This is a genomic window from Streptococcus nidrosiense (assembly GCF_042140045.1).
GTDB lineage: Bacteria > Bacillota > Bacilli > Lactobacillales > Streptococcaceae > Streptococcus > Streptococcus nidrosiense.
Map to the genome: position 1 here is coordinate 542,287 of NZ_CP152419.1, position 14,960 is coordinate 557,246.

13 protein-coding genes and 1 pseudogene are annotated in these 14,960 nt (G+C 42.2%); 8 read left to right on the top strand and 6 right to left on the bottom strand.

The genetic code is table 11. The annotated features are described in order from the left end of the window. Positions 1–5 precede the first annotated feature (5 nt). The 4 genes and pseudogenes from AAFQ93_RS02730 (at position 6) to AAFQ93_RS02745 (ending at position 5,304) form a co-directional block, all read left to right on the top strand. Positions 6–2,438, top strand: coding sequence for an ATP-dependent Clp protease ATP-binding subunit (locus AAFQ93_RS02730; RefSeq protein ID WP_075228382.1), 2,433 nt, complete (start codon positions 6–8; stop codon positions 2,436–2,438). 247 nt (positions 2,439–2,685) lie between these two features. Beyond that, positions 2,686–3,743: pseudogene (locus AAFQ93_RS02735) on the top strand (AAA family ATPase). Positions 3,744–3,752: 9 nt separating this feature from the next. Then, positions 3,753–4,529, top strand: coding sequence for a nicotinamide riboside transporter PnuC (gene pnuC / locus AAFQ93_RS02740; RefSeq protein ID WP_375555516.1), 777 nt, complete (start codon positions 3,753–3,755; stop codon positions 4,527–4,529). Position 4,530: 1 nt separating this feature from the next. Next, a complete protein-coding gene (locus tag AAFQ93_RS02745; RefSeq protein WP_223140445.1) occupies positions 4,531–5,304 on the top strand; it encodes an NUDIX hydrolase in 774 nt (257 codons plus the stop codon). Positions 5,305–5,516: 212 nt separating this feature from the next. On the opposite strand, the gene AAFQ93_RS02750 is transcribed toward AAFQ93_RS02745, so the two are convergent. Beyond that, positions 5,517–5,747: a hypothetical protein gene (locus AAFQ93_RS02750; protein ID WP_375555517.1), complete on the bottom strand. Its 231-nt coding sequence runs from the start codon at positions 5,745–5,747 to the stop codon at positions 5,517–5,519. Positions 5,748–6,028: 281 nt separating this feature from the next. On the opposite strand from AAFQ93_RS02750, the gene AAFQ93_RS02755 reads away from it, so the two are divergent. Beyond that, the gene (locus AAFQ93_RS02755) at positions 6,029–6,721 is read left to right on the top strand and encodes a hypothetical protein (protein WP_375555518.1); all 693 of its coding nucleotides are present in this window, start codon (positions 6,029–6,031) and stop codon (positions 6,719–6,721) included. A gap of 211 nt (positions 6,722–6,932) precedes the next feature. Further along, positions 6,933–7,619 carry a YoaK family protein gene (locus AAFQ93_RS02760; RefSeq protein ID WP_375555519.1) on the top strand — a complete coding sequence of 229 codons (687 nt, stop codon included), beginning with the start codon at positions 6,933–6,935 and terminating at the stop codon, positions 7,617–7,619. Positions 7,620–8,062: 443 nt separating this feature from the next. Here AAFQ93_RS02760 and AAFQ93_RS02765 read toward each other — a convergent pair whose 3' ends face one another. The 5 genes from AAFQ93_RS02765 to AAFQ93_RS02785 all read right to left on the bottom strand — a co-directional run bounded on the left by AAFQ93_RS02765 (position 8,063) and on the right by AAFQ93_RS02785 (position 13,176). Beyond that, the gene (locus tag AAFQ93_RS02765; RefSeq protein WP_223140448.1) at positions 8,063–10,714 is read right to left on the bottom strand and encodes a valine--tRNA ligase; all 2,652 of its coding nucleotides are present in this window, start codon (positions 10,712–10,714) and stop codon (positions 8,063–8,065) included. Next, positions 10,707–11,285 carry an AAA family ATPase gene (locus tag AAFQ93_RS02770; RefSeq protein WP_153225263.1) on the bottom strand — a complete coding sequence of 193 codons (579 nt, stop codon included), beginning with the start codon at positions 11,283–11,285 and terminating at the stop codon, positions 10,707–10,709. The genes AAFQ93_RS02765 and AAFQ93_RS02770 overlap by 8 nt, the downstream gene beginning before the upstream one ends. Next, a complete protein-coding gene (locus tag AAFQ93_RS02775) occupies positions 11,285–11,845 on the bottom strand; it encodes a GNAT family N-acetyltransferase (protein WP_223140449.1) in 561 nt (186 codons plus the stop codon). The genes AAFQ93_RS02770 and AAFQ93_RS02775 overlap by 1 nt, the downstream gene beginning before the upstream one ends. Then, the gene (locus tag AAFQ93_RS02780) at positions 11,832–12,410 is read right to left on the bottom strand and encodes a flavin reductase family protein (protein ID WP_223140450.1); all 579 of its coding nucleotides are present in this window, start codon (positions 12,408–12,410) and stop codon (positions 11,832–11,834) included. The genes AAFQ93_RS02775 and AAFQ93_RS02780 overlap by 14 nt, the downstream gene beginning before the upstream one ends. A 370-nt stretch (positions 12,411–12,780) precedes the next feature. Then, a complete protein-coding gene (locus AAFQ93_RS02785) occupies positions 12,781–13,176 on the bottom strand; it encodes a helix-hairpin-helix domain-containing protein (protein ID WP_223140451.1) in 396 nt (131 codons plus the stop codon). Between the two features lie 215 nt (positions 13,177–13,391). On the opposite strand from AAFQ93_RS02785, the gene AAFQ93_RS02790 reads away from it, so the two are divergent. Together AAFQ93_RS02790 and AAFQ93_RS02795 are read left to right on the top strand one after the other, a co-directional pair. Further along, on the top strand, positions 13,392–14,144 hold the full coding sequence (locus AAFQ93_RS02790) for an isoprenyl transferase (RefSeq protein WP_375555520.1): 753 nt from the start codon (positions 13,392–13,394) through the stop codon (positions 14,142–14,144). Between the two features lie 8 nt (positions 14,145–14,152). Next, positions 14,153–14,956: a phosphatidate cytidylyltransferase gene (locus AAFQ93_RS02795; RefSeq protein ID WP_000613843.1), complete on the top strand. Its 804-nt coding sequence runs from the start codon at positions 14,153–14,155 to the stop codon at positions 14,954–14,956. The last annotated feature ends 4 nt before the right edge of the window (positions 14,957–14,960 follow it).

A 14,960-nucleotide genomic window follows, 5' to 3' on the forward strand; every position in this document is an offset into this window, starting at 1 on the left:
ACTAAATGAAATATTCAAAAGCATTGAGAGAATGTATAGAAAGTGCCTTTCTGGTCGCCAGTCATTTTGGGGCAGAATACCTAGAGTCATGGCATCTATTGATTGCTATGGCCAATCATGGTTACAGTGTAGCTGGGGCGACTTTGAACGAATTTCCATATGAGATTGATCGTCTGGAGGAAGTTGCTGTAGAGTTGACTGAAACAAAGTATAGCGATAAGGAACATTATCAGGAGCTGCCTTTTTCACACCGGTTGAAGGTATTGTTATTGGAAGCAGAGCACGTTGCATCTGTCGTACATGCCAAGGTATTGGGAACAGAGCATGTTCTTTATGCTATCTTACATGATGGCAATGCCTTAGCTACTCGCATTTTAGAAAAAGCGGGATTTTCTTACGAAGATCAGAAGGATCAGGTCAAGATTGCTGGACTTCGTCGAAGTCTTGAAGCGCGTGCTGGTTGGACTAGAGAAGATTTGAAGGCCCTTCGCCAGCGTCATCGTACGGTAGCGGATAAGCAAAATTCCATGGCTAATATGATGGGTATGCCTCAGACACCAAGTGGAGGTTTGGAAGATTATACGCATGACCTTACGGAGCAAGCTCGTTCGGGTAAATTGGAACCAGTCATCGGGCGCGACCAAGAAATCTCTCGTATGATTCAAATCTTGAGCCGTAAGACAAAAAACAATCCAGTCCTAGTTGGAGATGCAGGTGTCGGTAAAACAGCTCTAGCACTTGGTCTTGCGCAACGTATTGCCAACGGGGATGTACCTGATGAAATGGCTAAGATGCGAGTTTTAGAACTTGATTTGATGAATGTGGTTGCGGGAACTCGTTTCCGTGGTGACTTTGAAGAACGTATGAACAATATCATCAAAGATATTGAGGAAGATGGAAAGGTCATCCTCTTTATCGATGAGCTTCATACCATTATGGGGTCAGGAAGTGGGATCGATTCGACCTTGGATGCGGCTAATATCTTGAAACCTGCCTTGGCACGTGGAACTCTGAGAACTGTCGGTGCGACCACTCAGGAAGAGTATCAAAAGCACATCGAAAAAGACGCAGCCCTTTCTCGTCGCTTTGCAAAAGTGATGATTGAGGAGCCAAGTTTAGCAGATAGTATGGCTATTTTGCAGGGCTTGAAAGCAACTTACGAGAAACACCACCATGTCCAAATTACAGACGATGCAGTAGAAACAGCTGTCAAAATGGCACATCGTTATTTGACGAGTCGTCATTTGCCAGACTCAGCCATTGATCTATTGGACGAAGCAGCTGCAACAGTGCAAAATAAATCGAAACACGCTAAACAAGATGAGTCAGGTTTAACACCAGCTGATAAGGCCTTGATGGATGGTAAATGGAAGCAAGCAGCTCAACTCATTGCAAAAGAGCAGGAAGTTCCAGTCTATAAAGACTTGGTGACAGAATCAGATATTTTGACCACCTTGAGTCGCTTGTCAGGTATTCCAGTTCAAAAATTGACCCAAACAGATGCCAAGAAGTATCTCAATCTTGAAGCTGAACTGCATAAACGTGTTATCGGACAGGAACAAGCTGTATCTAGTATCAGTCGTGCCATTCGCCGAAATCAATCGGGTATTCGCAATAACAAACGTCCAATTGGCTCCTTTATGTTCCTAGGACCAACAGGTGTTGGTAAGACCGAGTTGGCCAAGGCCTTGGCGGAAGTTCTCTTTGATGATGAGTCTGCTCTTATCCGCTTTGACATGAGTGAATACATGGAGAAATTTGCAGCCAGTCGTCTCAATGGAGCTCCTCCAGGTTATGTAGGCTACGAAGAAGGCGGGGAGTTGACCGAGAAGGTTCGTAACAAACCGTACTCAGTCTTGCTCTTTGACGAAGTAGAGAAGGCACACCCAGATATCTTTAATGTGCTCTTGCAAGTCTTGGATGATGGTGTCTTGACAGACAGTAAGGGTCGCAAGGTTGACTTCTCTAATACCATCATCATCATGACTTCAAACCTTGGTGCGACAGCTCTTCGTGATGATAAGACAGTTGGTTTTGGAGCTAAGGACATTCGTTTTGACCAAGAAAATATGGAAAAACGGATGTTTGAGGAGCTGAAAAAGGCTTATCGTCCAGAGTTTATCAACCGTATTGATGAGAAGGTAGTCTTCCATAGCTTGTCAAGTCAAGATATGCAAGAAGTAGTTAAGATTATGGTCAAACCATTGATTGCTAGTCTTGCAGAAAAAGGAATTGACTTGAAACTCCAAGCATCTGCCCTTAAACTTCTAGCTCAGCAAGGCTATGATCCAGAGATGGGGGCTCGTCCACTTCGTAGAACCCTACAAACGGAAGTGGAAGACAAACTTGCAGAGCTTCTCCTTAAAGGTGAATTGGAAGCTGGCAAGACTCTGAAGATTGGTGTCAAAGCTGGTCAATTAAAATTTGAGATTGTTTAAAAATGTGAGGTTGGAACAGATTGTTTCAGCCTCTTTTTTGAAAAGTTGTTGCCCAAATAGCTACTTGGATTGTGGATTTATTTTAAGGATTTCAAAAACGAATTTCTACTGATCAAGTTTTGTATATCAAGAAAAAAATCTTATAATTAAGAAATGTTTTTATAAAAAATAATAAAAAAGTCTTGACAAACAGAACAAGATAGAGTATGATATAAAATATAAAAAGTTATAAAAAGGTTAAAAAGACATGAAAAAACAGATAGCAGTGGTTTTTGGAACCTTTGCTCCCTTGCATCAGGGGCATATTGATTTAATCCAAAGAGCAAAACGACAATGCGATGCTGTATGGGTGGTAGTTTCAGGTTATAAGGGAGATCGTGGTGAACAGGTTGGACTTACACTACAAAAGAGGTTTCGCTATATTCGTGAAGCATTTCGAGATGATGAGTTGACCTCTGTTTGTAAACTTGACGAAACCAATATCCCTCGCTATCCAATGGGCTGGCAGGAGTGGTTGGATCAGATGTTGCAGGCCATTTCCTATGACCAGACTGGTGAGGAACTAATCTTTTTTGTAGGAGAGTCCGAATACCAACAAGAATTGTCAAAACGTGGTTTCGAGACTGTTCTACAGGAAAGAAAATTTGGAATTTCGGCTAGCATGATTCGTGAAAATCCAAGCAAATATTGGAAATATATCGCTCAACCTTTCCGCCGTCAGTTTACGAAAAAGTGTTGATTATGGGAAGTGCTAGTAATGGTAAAACAACTCTAGCAAAGGATTTAGCTCGCTTCTATGATGCGCCAGTCAGTCTGGAATATGCTCGTGAGTATCAGATAAAAAATAATGTCCGAGATGATGAGCTTACCCCAAAAGACTATTATTACCTTCTATTGGGGCAATATGACCAAACTTCCAAGTTAATCGATAGCAATGCCAATCGAGGCTTGGTCATTGCAGACACCAACTCATTGGTAACCAAGGGCTACTACGATTACTACATGGAAACTGAAGAGCAGGAGGACTTGTCCGTAGAGACCTTTGATAATCTCTTTGTTTCCATCTTAGCCAAGGAAAAGTGGGATTTAATCCTCTTTGTGCAACCTGTCGGCTCTTATGTCAATGATGGTTTTCGCGACATGACCATGGCAGAAGACCATATCCGTCATAGTTTTTCTCAGCATTTGGATATGATGAGGGAGCAATATCTAGCTACTATCCCTCATGTTTATCTAGCTGATGACTATCTAGGAAATTATGAAGCAGCAAAAGTAGCTATCGATGTCATTTACCAAGCAGATTAGGAGAAGAAAATGAAAAAAATAACTGAAAAAATTACTCGATTTATTGCAAATTTTAAAAATGTTCACGCAGAAGCTCGTAAAATTGGTTTTTCAGGAGTAATGCGTTTGCTTTGGAAAGACCTCTTTGTGGGACGCAGTCTTTTCCAGTGGCTCTATTTGATTGCTTTATCAAGTGTCCCTCTTATTCTGGAGTTTACACAAAACACGGAAAGTCATGATTGGGTTGGTCTCTTGGCCTCTTGGACAGGGATTGTCTGCGTTATCTTGGTTGCAGAAGGTCGGGCTAGCAACTATCTTTTTGGAGCTATTAACTCTGCAATCTATTTGGTTCTAGCTATGAATGCTACTTTCTACGGAGAAGTTTTGACAACAGTTTATTTCTTTGTGATGCAGCCCATTGGTCTCTATACTTGGTTGTCTAATCGTATCAATGAGCAAGGAAAACCAGAAGAATCTCACTTTGAAGCTAAGAAACTTGGCCTGATTGATTGGCTCAAATATTTGACTTTGACAGCCATCATCTGGATTGGCATGGGCTTTGCCTACCAAAGTATCCATAGCGCTCGTCCTTTCCGTGACAGTGTTACCGATGCGACCAATGGTGTTGGTCAGCTCTTGATGACACGTCTTTACCGTGAGCAATGGATTTTCTGGATTGCAACCAATCTCTTTAGTATTTACCTCTGGTGGGGTGAAAATATCCATATCCAAGGTATGTACTGGGTTTACACCATCAATAGTTTAGTTGGTTGGTACCAATGGACAAAAGCTGTCAGGGAGGGATAGGATGACTGAAACGATAATCCCGGCTGGAATGACAGAAAGAGAATATTTTGAGATTCATGCGACGGAGAAGGAATTTTTAGACTGGTACTGCAAACAGGATCTTCCTCAGTATGAAAAACCAAGCGTGACGGTGGATATGGTAGCTTATTGCTTTGTGGAAGGGAAAATCAAACTCTTGCTAATCCGTCGTAAGGCCCATCCTTATCAAAACTGTTTGGCTTTGGTCGGTGGTTTTATGGATAAGAGTGAAGATGCAAGGCATGCTTGCCAGCGTGAAGTGAGAGAGGAGGTTAATCTCGACCTTCCTTTGGAAAAAATCGAGCAGTTGATGACAGTGTCTACACCAGGCCGTGATCCGCGGGGCTGGACGGTTACTATCGCCCACTTGGTGTATCTACCTAGTCGAGCACTCGAACTCGTTCAAGCTGGAGATGATGCCAAGGATGTGGTTTTTGTCGATGTTGATTTTCAGACGGGCAAGTGCTTCCTAGAGGGACTAGAGCTGGAGGAGCACGCCTTTGCCTTTGACCATTATGCCATTATCCAAGAGTCTATTAAACGAATCCAAGGGCGTCTTGACTGGAATCCTACCTTCCTCTATCTGCTGGAGGAGGAGTTCACTGTCTATGAAGGAACCGAATTAGTCAATCTCATCAACCCAGGACGACCAATCGTCAGCAATAACTTTCTCGTGAAATATGGTGAGTATGTAGAAGAAGTTGGGCTCAAACGAGTGCCTAAAAAGAAACCAAGAAAAACCTATCGATTGAAATAAAAAGCTTTGGGACAGAAATCGATAGACCAAGTCTCGATTTCCTAGTCTCAGTCCTGAGAAGTTTCAACAAATCCGATGGCTGGTTGAAGCTTGAGAATAGAGAAAATAAAGTTTGCGTCACAAGCCAAGTCAGCTATCGTGTCAAAGGTTTATTATTCATAAAAAAGCGAGGTCGGGATTCTTCCCGGCCTCTTTTTGTTGTTATTTTTTGTTTAAGGATGTTTATCTTTCTTTGAATTGCTCATGATTCGAATGAATAAATCCTTGTATTTATATTTTAAATAATGTTCGTGTAAGTACATTAGAGCCACATAAACAATCATGAAGATTGTGGTTAAGTAGAACAGATCAAATGTTGTTTGAGCGTAATGAGTAGCAACCCCATAAGAAGAGAAAGCACCAATAATCATCCAAGGAAGATATTTGTAATATTTCTTTGACATAAACCTACACCCCCAATATCCTATTTCAATTTTATTATAGCCCTTCAAGAATAAAAATGCAAACGATTACACTTTAAAATATAGCACTTTACCAGGAAGAACTTTTGTGTTTTTTTTAATTCTTTACGAATAAAAGATATAGGAGGAGTAAGAAAATAAATGTACTAAAAAATAATTCTAAAAAATTTTAGATAAATAGTTGACAGATTTAAAAACAAATATTACAATAATGTTACAAAAATATTTCTTAACATTTCAAAAATGTTACAAAGGAGCATAAAATGAAAAATAAAACTTCTATCAAATTAATGGCCGTAACTGTACTTGCTTCAACATTACTATTGGGGGCTTGTGGTAATAAGAAAGAAAATACCACAAGCGATAGTTCTAGCAAGACAACACAAGCATCTTCTAGTTCTAAGGCCAGTTTTTCAAGTAAAGAGAACAAGACTCAGAAATCCTCAAGTTCAACTTCATCAGAAAAAGCTAAATCATCATCTTCTGATCAGTCAACGACTACTGCTAATCAATCGCAAGCAACACCAGCACCAGAAACAAAACAAAACCAAGAACCTTCTGCTGAGCAAACCCCTTCTCAAGCCCCATCCAATCAACAAGGAACACAAGCAAAACAGAATCAGTCGGCTTATGATCCAGCAACTGATCGCAAACTTCAAGACAAGCAGGCAGAACATAACAAACGTTATAAAGGTGTCTTGACTATGGTGGACAAAGATTTTTCGGCTGCGGCTGGAAATTGGAAGGGTGCGAATGGTGAAACGATCACTGTCTCATCAGGCGGTCAATTTACAGTAGAATCTGCTGATGGCAAGAAAGAAAACTACTCTATTCAAAGCTATTCTTATACCCTTGATGATGGAAAATACAATGCTGAAGTAGGTGGTGGAAAAGTCATCCAAATTACAACAGGTGCAGATGGTACTGTTTCAAGTGTTACTTTGATTAAGCCATAGACTTCAGTACAGAAATAATTTGTTTAAAAATAGTTCAGCTGAGGAGTACTATAGTATTCCGATTTGATAAGAAGTCATAAATGAACCCCAGAGACGAGACCAACATAGGAATATATGTAATCATGTCTACCTGAACTGACCGTTTTTCACTTAGTTTCTTTCAGAGAAAGTGGTATAATGAAAAAATCAAAGGGAAACGAGTGATGAATCAATGCCAGATAAATTAATTTTACCTCAAAATACACGACTCATGGGAGTGTTCCTTGGCTTTATCGGTGGTTCTTTGGATGTGTTCTGTCATATCCAGTACCATAGTTTGGTGGCAACGCAGACAGGGAACATTCTCCTGCTGATATCAGATTGGCACGATTCACATGTCATCAATACTATGTTGAGATTCTGTTCTATTATATTCTTTTCCCTAGGATTTCTTTTTGCCTTACACGTGAAAGAATATCGCAAAACAGCCTATTGGCGGGTTAAGATGCTACTTCCCTTATTTATCGGGACCCTTGTTTTGCCCTTCTTTTCTCGATTTCCTTTACTAGAAGTACCTTTTATTGCTTTTGGAACTGGAATGATGATGCTAACATTTACGGGTAGTTTGATTGAAGATCATCCCTATGTCATTTTTATGACGTCTGGGAATTACCGAAAAATGTTGACTGCTTTGTATCGCATCGTTAGAGGAGAAGGAGATGTTCAAGAATATCGTCGTCAAGCCTTGAACTATGGCATTGTTGTAGGCAGTTTCATAGTGGGCGCTATTAGCTTGGCTGTATCTATGCATTTTTTTCATGAATGGTCTATCTGGATTGTCAGCTTCAATTTGTTTTTGATCATGGCATACTATATTGCTAGAGTGAAGCAACTAGATTTGCAAGATGAAAATATATAAAAAAGGCAAATCTCAAATTGAGGGATTTGCCGTTTTTGGTATGATGGACATGTCGTACATCTAAGGTGGAAGTCCTCCGTAGAACACACACTACCAGTGAACTTTTGAGCAACTGAATTTGTCCATTCGGGGATGTATAACTATTTCTTACTAGGGAATATGAAGCGCATAGTCATCATCATAGATGAGCGCTCGCGTACTAGCCTACGAGTGATTATCTAGAAGCGGTGGAAGAAGAAATCTACTTAAGCTAGGGTTTCCTAAATGGAGATAAGGTATCTAGCTGGGGTGATCACTATCAATTAGGGCTCAGAAGTCGGTACTTAAACATGATATATAAAAACCAGTCCTCGAAAAGCGCGGACTGGTTTCTTACTTGGTTTACTACCTTGAACGGCATGTACCATGGTGTGAGTGGGGTTAGTCTTAGCCGCTACTCGATTTTATTTCACCAACTTCTTCATCTCATCAATACGCGCTACGGTCGCGTCGTATTTGGCTTGGTAGTCGGCTTGTTTGTCGCGTTCTTTTTGGACGACTTCTGGTTTGGCGTTGGCTACGAAGCGTTCGTTAGAGAGCTTTTTGCCGACCATATCCAGTTCTTTTTGCCATTTAGCCAGTTCCTTGTCGAGGCGAGCCAGTTCTTCTTCGACATTGAGGAGGTCTGCGAGCGGCAGGTAGATTTCTGCTCCTGTGATGACGCTTGACATAGCGAGTTCAGGTGCAGGGATGTTTGATGCGATTTCCAAGTGTTCTGGATTTGTAAAGCGTTTGATGTAGTTGACATTGCTGTTAAAGAAAGCTTCCAAGTCGCTATCGCTTGTCTTAACAAGAATCGTGATTGGTTTGCTTGGTGCTACGTTTACTTCTGCACGCGCATTACGAACGGCACGGATCAAGTCTTTGAGACTTTCGACACCAGTGTGGGCAACAAGGTCTTCAAAAGCTGGGTTAACAGTTGGATAAGCAGCTGTGACGATAGACCCTTCTGAGATTTGTCCAAAGATTTCCTCTGTTACGAATGGCATGATTGGGTGAAGGAGACGTAGGATCTTGTCCAAAGTGTAAAGGAGAACAGAACGTGTGATGACTTTCTCTTCTTCGTTATCGCTATAAAGGACTTCCTTGGTCAACTCAACGTACCAGTCCGCGAACTCGTCCCAGATGAAGTTGTAGAGGATGTGGCCAGCTACACCAAACTCAAACTTATCAAAGTTTTCAGTGACTTTTCCAATCGTTTCATTGAGGTTATGGAGAATCCAGCGGTCAGTGACATTTCCAGCTTCCTTATTAACCACTTTTTCCACATTAGCCGTTGCTTGCTCAAGAGTCAAGCCTTCATTGTTCATGAGGATGTAGCGAGAGATGTTCCAAATCTTGTTAATGAAATTCCATGAAGCATCCATTTTCTCATAAGAGAAGCGCACGTCTTGTCCTGGTGCAGAACCGTTTGAAAGGAACCAACGAAGGGCATCGGCACCGTATTTCTCGATGACATCCATCGGATCAATCCCGTTACCGAGAGATTTAGACATCTTACGTCCTTGCTCATCACGGATAAGACCGTGGATAAGAACGTTTTGGAATGGCTGACGGCCTGTGAATTCCAATGATTGGAAGATCATACGAGACACCCAGAAAAAGATGATGTCGTAACCTGTTACCAAGGTTGAAGTTGGGAAGTAACGTTTGAAGTCTTCTGAGTCAACATCTGGCCAACCCATGGTTGAGAATGGCCAAAGGGCAGAACTGAACCAAGTATCCAAAACGTCTTCGTCCTGAGTCCATCCATCGCCTTCTGGAGCTTCTTCACCGACGTACATTTCACCCTCAGCATTGTACCAAGCAGGGATTTGGTGACCCCACCAGAGCTGACGCGAGATTACCCAGTCGTGGACATTTTCCATCCATTGAAGGAAGGTATCATTGAAACGAGGTGGGTAGAATTCTACCTTGTCCTCAGTGTCTTGGTTGGCAATGGCATTCTTGGCCAATTGGTCCATCTTGACGAACCATTGCGTAGACAAGCGTGGTTCAACCACGACACCTGTACGCTCTGAGTGACCAACACTGTGAACACGTTTTTCGATTTTAACAAGGGCACCGATTTCTTCCAACTTAGCAACGACTGCTTTACGAGCTTCAAAACGGTCCATGCCTGCAAATTCGAAGGCCAAGTCATTCATAGTCCCGTCATCGTTCATGACGTTAACTTGTGGCAAGTTATGGCGTTGACCAACCAAGAAGTCGTTTGGATCGTGGGCAGGAGTGATTTTCACGACACCAGTACCAAACTCAGGATCTGCGTGTTCATCTCCAACGATTGGAATCAATTTATTAGCGATTGGAAGGATGACGTTTTTACCAATCAAGTCCTTGTAGCGTGGGTCTTCTGGATTGACCGCAACGGCAACGTCCCCAAACATGGTCTCTGGACGAGTGGTCGCAACTTCAAGAGCGCGTGAACCATCTTCTAGCATGTAGTTCATGTGGTAGAAGGCACCTTCAACGTCCTTGTGAATAACCTCGATATCCGAAAGGGCTGTGCGAGCCGCTGGGTCCCAGTTGATGATAAACTCACCACGGTAGATCCAGCCTTTCTTGTAAAGGTCCACAAAGACCTTGCGAACTGCTTTTGACAAACCTTCGTCAAGAGTGAAACGCTCGCGAGAGTAGTCAACAGAGAGCCCCATCTTGCCCCATTGTTCCTTGATAGTAGTCGCATATTCATCTTTCCATTCCCAGACTTTCTCGAGGAATTTCTCACGACCAAGGTCGTAACGGCTGATGCCCTCGCCACGCAAGCGCTCCTCAACCTTAGCCTGAGTTGCAATCCCAGCGTGGTCCATCCCTGGAAGCCAAAGCGTATCAAAGCCTTGCATGCGTTTTTGACGGATGATGATATCTTGCAAAGTTGTATCCCAAGCGTGACCAAGGTGGAGTTTCCCAGTTACGTTTGGTGGTGGAATCACGATTGAATAAGGCTTAGCCTTTTTATCGCCTGAAGGCTTGAAAACATCTTCGTCAAGCCATTTTTGGTAACGACCAGCCTCAACCTCGGCTGGATTGTATTTAGGTGAAAGTTCTTTAGACATGTGTGTGTCCTTTCTCTATTGTTTTCATTTTTTCTTGAATCTGCTTTGCGACTTCTTCTGCAGACAGATTCGTATTATCAATTTTCAGGTAGTGGTGAAGACCACTCGGTTGCTTTTGAGAATTAAGTTGATTTGTTTTATCAGTCTCTAAAATTTCTCTTTCAGATACCTCAAAATTCCGTTTCAAGGGTTTGTATTTCAACCGATTCTCTGTCCGATTGCGACGTAAGCGCTCCTCAAGAGACGTTTCTAATTCAACAAAGAGAATCTCTTGATGATACTCATTTAATAAATCTTGAATATCCTTCAAATACATCAGATGGTATTGATTTGAAAAATCAGTTACACCTGTTAAAATCACCGACCGATGATGCCTGGCGCTTGTTCCAAGAAAAGAAAAGTTAACGCTACGAACAAATTCCCACATTTCTTCCGTAAAATCCTGATAGATTTCGAGTGCGAAATCTATTGGTTGATGGTTGAAAAAGAGAGTCGCACTGGTGAGTTTTGAAAGTTCCTGACCAATGGTCATTTTCCCTGAGGCTGGAGCTCCAATGATGAAAACATGCATCAATCCGCCTCCCACTCACTCCTCAGCAAGCCATATCTCAAATCATCACAACGATTGCCTTGGGCATCTTTGCGATCCCTTATGCGAGCTTCAAGGGTGAAACCAAGTTTCTCAGCGACTCGTTGACTTTGGACATTGTAACCAAAACAAGTTAGTTCAATCTTGTGTAGGTTCAATTCTTTAAAAGCTAAATCAATCAAGGCACGGGCTGCTTCTGGCACATAACCTCGGCCCCAATAGTCTGGGTGCAAGGTATAGCCAATCTCTAGCACATCATCTTCGTGGCGATGGGGGAAATCGACAGAACCAATGATTGTATCGGTCCCTTTAATCACAATTCCATAGCCTGCTGGGAGATTATCCTTTTGATTGCGCTCGGGAAGGATATGTTTTAGGTAATAAATCTCATCTTCCAAGGTCTTGACAGGTGGAAAACCTGCTGGGTAAGAGACTTCTGGACGACTGGCATAGTCAAAGATATCCTCTACATCCGCCACTGTTCGGGCTCGCAAGACCAGTCGCTCCGTTTCGGTTCGTTCTGGCAGTTCAGCTCTTGTCATTCTTCTGCCTCGCTTTCTTGATGAAGCTTCCCATGGGATCGACTCGGTCATCTAGATAACGGTAAACGCGCTGATGGCCGTCCCCCATAAAGTAAGTCGGCGCAAAGCGGTCATTTTTAAAATGTCCCTTGTCATCCAAGAGCTCTTGGTCAGCCAGTCGCTCGAGAATTTTGGCAAAGATATGACAGATGCCATCTTCCTCGATAATCCGATCAGCCTGGCAATCCAAAACGACTGGACAGGCCTTTAAAATCGGTGCCTGAGTTCGTTCAGAAATCTCATAGTCAAGGCCCAGGTGTTTCAATTTCTCCCGATGGCTAATGAAGCCAGCCTGTTCCATCTCAAGCATGAGGTTTTCGTCAGGGATGTTCACAGTGAACTGTTGGTAATGCTTAATCTGGTCAGCTGCATTTTCCTCAGCACCAACACCAATGACCAGCCAATCTCCCAGGCTATAAGAGGAGCTACAGGTCGTGATATTGTGCTCAAAGTTCTGGTCCTGATAGCCCAAGATGAAGATTGGAAAACCATAGTAGAGTTTACTGGTGTTAAAAGATTGTTTCATGACAACCTCCTTTAGCTAGGGGGGTAAAAGAAAAATCGTCCCTGCCATCAATCTGACAGGGACGAATGTGTTAATCCGCGGTACCACCCAATTTCGGGCAGATGCCCGCAACTTTAATCTTCTTGTTTCTCTTTTATGACGTCGTTAGCTCGCTTTAGCGTACTTGAGTACAGCCTGCAATTCGCTGTCTAGTCCTAAAAGGAAACAAAAAGATTTATATTTCAATTTTTAATTTCATCCATTAGCAACCAGTTTTGACACATTTGTGGACTTCTCAGCACCGCCACTTTCTGTAAAATGTGGGACTCAAAACACCTCTAATGGCTTTATTTTAACAAGTTTTTGACGGAAAAGCAAGGAACAAGAAAGATTACTTGAACTTAATGCCGTTTTCTTTTAATTTCTTGATTGTTGCTGGACCGATTCCTTTCAAGGCAAGGAGTTCTTTTTCTGTCCAGTTTTTGAAGTCAGCAGCAGACTTGATACCTTCATCGTAGAAAGTCTTAGCGCGGTCCACTGAAAGTCCACCTAGGTTGGCTGCGAAATCTTCTACAGAAGTAGCAACTTTTTGAGCTTGCTCTTTGGTTGCTTCTACAGTTTTTTCAACCTTTTTAGAGACAACTTTACCTGCATCGCTTGCTGCTTTTTCAGCATGTTTCACAACTTTTTTTGTTTCTTCGACAACCTTGTTTACAGTGTTTGAAAATGCACCTGAGCGACGAAGGCTGTTTCTTAATTGTTTTTTACGTTGGAGTGTCTTTGACATGATAAAATCCTTTCAATAAAAAATCCCTGTGGCTGAACAAGGATCGAATCTCTATGGTTTTATTGTATCAACTTTCTTTAGGAATTGCAAGGCTTGATATACTGGAAATATAGGAGACATATGGGAAATTTCGCCGTAGAATGATAGGCGATAATAGAAGAAAAGTGAAAAATATGGTATAATGAAACGATAGATTTTTGAATGGGAATACAATCATGTTTGGATTTTTAAAAAAAGATAAAGCAACAGAAGCTCCCACAATGGTGCCAGACCACATCGGTGTGATCATGGATGGGAATGGCCGTTGGGCTAAAAAACGGATGCAGCCACGAGTCTTTGGCCATAAGGCTGGGATGGATGCTTTGAGAAAGGTAGCTATTGCTGCTAGTAATATGGGCGTCAAAGCCTTGACAGTCTATGCCTTTTCAACTGAAAACTGGACCCGTCCAGATCAGGAAGTCAAATTTATCATGAACCTGCCAGTTGAATTCTATGATAAGTTTGTTCCTGAATTGCATCAGAAGAACATGAAAATTCAAATGATTGGGGAGACTGATCGTTTGCCGAAGCAGACTTTTGATGCCTTGAAAAAGGCAGAGGAGCTGACTAAGTTAAATACAGGATTGATTCTCAATTTTGCCCTTAATTATGGTGGACGAGCTGAGATTACACAAGCGGTCAAGTTGATTGCACAGGATGTTTTAGATGCTAAGATCAATCCTGGTGATATTACCGAGGAATTGATTGGGGAATACCTCTTTACGGGTCATTTGCCAAAAGTATTGCGGGATCCTGACTTGATTATTCGGACCAGCGGTGAACTTCGTTTGAGTAATTTCTTGCCATGGCAGGCTGCTTATAGCGAGCTCTATTTCACGGATGTCTTGTGGCCTGACTTTGATGAGGATGCCTTGAAAGAAGCTATCATCGAGTACAATCGTCGCAACCGTCGTTTTGGAGGAGTGTAGGAGATATTATGATACAGGATTTACAAAAAAGAACCCTTTTTGCTATCTTGGCCTTGGCTATCTTTATCCCAATCTTGGCGATTGGTGGCTTATGGCTCCAGATTGCCATGGGGATTGTGGCTATGTTGGGAGTACATGAGTTGCTTCGTATGAAGGGGTTAAATACCATGACGCCTGAAGGGCTCTTGACTTTACTAGCAACCTTTTTTCTGACTATTCCTTTGGAAAACTACCTGAAGTTTTTGCCCGTGGATGGGAACGTTGTTGCTTATAGTGTCGTGATTCTCATCTTGCTAGGAGCAACGGTTTTTAGCAAGAACTATACTATTGAGGATGCTGTTTTTCCGATTGCCATGAGTTTTTATGTTGGCTTTGGCTTTAATGCTTTGGTCGATGCTCGTATTGCAGGTTTGGATAAGGCACTTTTGGGACTTTGTATGGTCTGGGCAACCGATAGTGGCGCCTATCTAGTAGGAATGAAGTTTGGTAAGAGAAAGCTAGCTCCGAGAGTTTCCCCTAACAAGACCATAGAGGGTGCTATGGGAGGTATCTTGGCTGCTATGCTCGTAACCTTAATCTTTATGCTAGTTGATAGTACCGTTGCTTTACCTTATGGGATTTACAAAATGATGGTCTTTGCTATTTTCTTTAGTATAGCTGGTCAGTTGGGGGATTTGATCGAAAGTGCTATGAAACGTCACTTTGGTGTCAAAGACTCAGGTAAGTTTATCCCAGGCCATGGTGGGGTATTGGATCGTTTTGATTGCATGCTAGCTGTGTTCCCGATTATGCACCTCTTTGGCTTATTTTAAGGAA

Excerpts from the sequence above, each read along its gene's own strand:
- AAFQ93_RS02730 (WP_075228382.1), top strand. The coding sequence starts at position 6 with ATGAAATATTCAAAAGCATTGAGAGAATGTATAGAAAGTGCCTTTCTG.
- pnuC (WP_375555516.1), top strand. The coding sequence starts at position 3,753 with ATGAAAAAAATAACTGAAAAAATTACTCGATTTATTGCAAATTTTAAA.
- AAFQ93_RS02745 (WP_223140445.1), top strand. The coding sequence starts at position 4,531 with ATGACTGAAACGATAATCCCGGCTGGAATGACAGAAAGAGAATATTTT.
- AAFQ93_RS02750 (WP_375555517.1), bottom strand. The coding sequence starts at position 5,747 with ATGTCAAAGAAATATTACAAATATCTTCCTTGGATGATTATTGGTGCT.
- AAFQ93_RS02755 (WP_375555518.1), top strand. The coding sequence starts at position 6,029 with ATGAAAAATAAAACTTCTATCAAATTAATGGCCGTAACTGTACTTGCT.
- AAFQ93_RS02760 (WP_375555519.1), top strand. The coding sequence starts at position 6,933 with ATGCCAGATAAATTAATTTTACCTCAAAATACACGACTCATGGGAGTG.
- AAFQ93_RS02765 (WP_223140448.1), bottom strand. The coding sequence starts at position 10,714 with ATGTCTAAAGAACTTTCACCTAAATACAATCCAGCCGAGGTTGAGGCT.
- AAFQ93_RS02770 (WP_153225263.1), bottom strand. The coding sequence starts at position 11,285 with ATGCATGTTTTCATCATTGGAGCTCCAGCCTCAGGGAAAATGACCATT.
- AAFQ93_RS02775 (WP_223140449.1), bottom strand. The coding sequence starts at position 11,845 with ATGACAAGAGCTGAACTGCCAGAACGAACCGAAACGGAGCGACTGGTC.
- AAFQ93_RS02780 (WP_223140450.1), bottom strand. The coding sequence starts at position 12,410 with ATGAAACAATCTTTTAACACCAGTAAACTCTACTATGGTTTTCCAATC.
- AAFQ93_RS02785 (WP_223140451.1), bottom strand. The coding sequence starts at position 13,176 with ATGTCAAAGACACTCCAACGTAAAAAACAATTAAGAAACAGCCTTCGT.
- AAFQ93_RS02790 (WP_375555520.1), top strand. The coding sequence starts at position 13,392 with ATGTTTGGATTTTTAAAAAAAGATAAAGCAACAGAAGCTCCCACAATG.
- AAFQ93_RS02795 (WP_000613843.1), top strand. The coding sequence starts at position 14,153 with ATGATACAGGATTTACAAAAAAGAACCCTTTTTGCTATCTTGGCCTTG.